The following is a 3,728-nucleotide window of genomic DNA, read 5'->3' as shown; positions in this document are numbered from 1 at the left end:
CTCGCCCTGGCATTGGTGGCAGTAGTAGACATAGGCATAATCATCACATCTCCCCACCATTGGTACCAACTCGTATTGGTAGGGCCGGTACAGCCATACGAAATACCCTGCGAAGCGCCCGGTTGCCAGGTAATGTCTTTGAAGAAACCCAAAGGGAATGGACCATATCCGCCGGGACTGTTAGGAACTGCGGTGAGTTTGCGAAATATTGACGTAAGTTTCCTCAACTCCGGCTGATCGGCAACATCCCAGTCTACCCGCACCGGCAATCGATTTTTTATTGTAAAATGGGCGAGCGCAGTGTGTGCCACCCCGTTAGTAGCCGTTACATCACTGGAGGCCCTCTCTATCACTATTCCTTTTTCATGTACTCCGTTAAAATCGAGATCGTTTATCAAAATTGTTTGATCATCCAGCTTGGTTAATAATACATTAAGTGGGGCAAGGGTGGTTTGCGACTGTGCGCTTACTATATCGGCTATATACTTCGCATCAAAAATAATATGATAAGCTACATAAAGATGTAAACTGTCGTCTGCCCGCCTGGGATCACCCGTTTTAGAGTACTTCGCTTTTAAAGCGGCGTAGCTGTTTATTCCAGAATCTTGCAAAGCTTTATTCGTTTCAGCTATCACCGTGAGAAACCGCCTTGTTGTATCAGGGTTATTTACTATGTTGAGCGAATCGTAATAGCCGGTTTCTTTCAGGGCCTGGGTAAAAATCGAAAAATTCGGATTTGCTTCTATTAGTTGTGCCACGGTTTTAGTGGCTGGTTTTAATACATGATCGATTACATGTATATACCCGTTAGAAAGATAGATGTTGGGTTGAGTAACCAGCGATTGCCTATTTATTGTATAAGTTGAAACTCCGTTTGCATTACTAACTCCCGTAATTAAATATTGACCCAGCATCGTCACCTGCGATAGTTTGCCATCTGTGAAGCTCACCGTTTTTACCGTATCCTGAATTAAATGCAGCTTTACTATGTTCTTTAGTTCATCATCAGTAAACGCATCTATAGAAGCCTTACCTGTTTCTTTGAGATAGCTTAATACTGCATTGTTGTCAGGCGCAAAGCATGTATATGTGCCATAGGCTTTAAGGAAGTCACGATAGCCTGTTTTATCCAGCATCTTTACAAACTCCGAAAATTGATCAGGGTTGCTTGTAAGATAACTATAGATATTTTGGCTCTTTGCAGTAGTCGTAACTATGTTGAGTTTCTTACACGCCGCCAGGCAACTAATTACGAGTACTATAAGTGACCCTAATATTTTGAAGGAATGTCTTGTTTTCATAACAATCATTAATTATAAAATGGATTCTGAACTAAATTCTTATCTGTTTGCAATTCATATTGGTATATCGGAAAATAGTGACTGTTTACATCTTTAAACTTTGTAATAGCTGATTGTTGATTGACAGGCATAACCGAATGAGAAACCAAAGTGAGCAGTAAGTCTATACGTTTATACTTATTTCTCTTGGCATGGCGCAACAGATCGTACCATCTCTTTCCTTCATAAGCAAATTCACGAGCCCTCTCCTCTAAAATATAATCACAAATGCCTTCCGTATCCGACGCTGAAACGTTATTGGCGGTTTGTGGTAACGCCTTTGCACGCTGACGAATTCTTGCTACGATGTCCAAAGCCTCTTGCCCTTTACTGGTGAGCGCTAAAGCCTCGGCTTTCATTAACAACACATCGGCATAGCGATAAAATATCCAATGAGCAAAAGATTCCTCCTGAGCACGGAAAGAATTATTATCAATCGCGATATACTTCCATATCAATCCATCCGAGAACCGGGCTGCAGCCCCATCTCCCCTAATGTCTTTGTTTAAATCATTAGCGCGATCTACCTGATAAAGACCATTGTCAGGATCAAGCACAACATTGGAAGCAAGGTACCTGGGTTTGGTACGAAACATTGTGTAAAACGAGTTCAATTTTAAGCGGTCGTACTGAACCTCAAAGATGCTTTCGTTAGAATTTCCGTTTGCATATAAGGTATTAAACCACTTATCGTCGCCGGCTATCAATCCAAAGCGACCAGAGTTGATAATCTTATCACATGCTGCAATGGCTTCCGGATATTTCTCCATCCATAGATACACATCTGCCTGTATAGCATTTACGGCATACCGGGCCACCCTGCCTTTGTCAAGTACGGGGTTGTTATATGCTAAAGGAACACCGGCCTCTGCCTCAGAAAGATCTTTTACAACCTGGTCAAGAACTTCAGCGGCGGTATTTTTAGTTAGCTGCTCTAACTGCGCATCGCTGGATGTAGACTTTAGTTTTAGAGGAACATCCCTGAAACTTCTGACAAGATAAAAATACATTAATGCCCTAAGCGTTTTTGCTTCTCCTAAGGCAGCATTAAGTGCCTCCTGGGTAAATGTCTGGTCATTCGTTAATACATCAGGTGCAAAATCAATAACAGTATTGCAGTAGTTAATCGTTCTATAAATAGAACGCCAGTTAGTAATACCATTAGTGGAAAGAATATTCACATTCATGATATCGAGTTCTTCACTGGTTATCCCTGTGTAAGGGGCTAATAGATCTGCCCGTAACTCTCCCCATAGAAAAAAATATTCGGTCAAAGGTCTGTCAATTATGCCTGTGGGAGCCCCTAAAAAAGAAGCATAGCAACCATTTACAGCAGCTTGTACCTGTTCCTTTGTCTTCCAGAAATTCTCGCGAATAATGCCATCCTTAGGCTTCTTATCTAAAAACTTATTACACGAAAAAAAAGATATAAATACGAAGAAGAATAAAAGCTTCACAAGATTTTTTTTGATCCTATTCATTATAGTCAGTTATACTTTAAAATGATCCGGTTAAGCCAAGAGTTAACATTTTTACAGGCGGTGTCATTGAATTATCCGTTGCTACGCGAAATGGATCGGCACCGCGCATGCTAACCTCAGGATCCTGTCCCGTATATTTTGTCCAGGTAAATAGATTCTCTGCCGTAAGATAGCCACTTAAGTTTTTAATTTTGATCCGATCAACAAGCTTCTTAGGGAAAGTGTATCTCACAGTTAAGGTGCGGAAACGCAAGAAAGAGGCATCTTCCACATAAAAATCTGAGCCTAACCAATTATAACCAGATTGAAAGAGTGATCTCGGGATGTCGGTTACGTCACCAGGCTTACGCCACCTCCTCATTACGGCGGTACTTTGATTATCGTACCAGTACATGTTTGTGGTAGTCATTTTTGTTCCATTCACTACGTCATACTTGTATCTGTAATTAAAAAAGGCGGTAATTTTCAGACTGCCTTTAATGGAAGCACTTGCACCGAAACCTCCCGTAAAAGATGGATTGCTGTTTCCTAAATAAACCACGTCCTGGTAATCGATATTGCCATCGGAATTTATATCATCATACATAACATCGCCGGGTTGAAATGTATAATCTGTAGCAGGATAGTTGAAACGCATATATACTTGCTGCCCGGCAGGGGTTACAATCGGTTTACCTGCATCACTTTTAGCTTCGGTTGCTTGCAGGTCAGTATACACGCCAAGCCTGCGGAAACCATAGAACGATCCAAAGGGATTGTTTACCTGCATGAAGGTTTTATAGTCGCCGTTCCGGGTTATATTTCCTTTTTCTGTAGGATAAAACTCAGAGATTTCACGAATGCTATTTTCATTGTGCGCGATATTGAAGTTGATATCTATTGACAGATTTTTGCTTTTATAGGGAGT

2 protein-coding genes and 1 pseudogene are annotated in these 3,728 nt (G+C 41.1%); all 3 read right to left on the bottom strand.

Annotated features, from left to right (window positions below; translation table 11 throughout):
* Positions 1-1,301 (bottom strand): fasciclin domain-containing protein (locus WKF69_RS18770; protein WP_340383969.1); only part of this gene is annotated, 1,301 nt, incomplete at its 3' end.
* An 8-nt stretch (positions 1,302-1,309) separates the two neighbouring features.
* Positions 1,310-2,821, bottom strand: coding sequence for a RagB/SusD family nutrient uptake outer membrane protein (locus WKF69_RS18765; protein ID WP_340383967.1), 1,512 nt, complete (start codon positions 2,819-2,821; stop codon positions 1,310-1,312).
* A gap of 16 nt (positions 2,822-2,837) precedes the next feature.
* Positions 2,838-3,728, bottom strand: a pseudogene (locus tag WKF69_RS18760) (SusC/RagA family TonB-linked outer membrane protein); the annotation flags it as partial.

The organism is Daejeonella sp., assembly GCF_037719425.1.
Taxonomy (GTDB): domain Bacteria; phylum Bacteroidota; class Bacteroidia; order Sphingobacteriales; family Sphingobacteriaceae; genus Daejeonella.
Note: the sequence above shows the minus strand (reverse complement) of the source record. Positions and strands in the feature narration are given on the sequence as shown.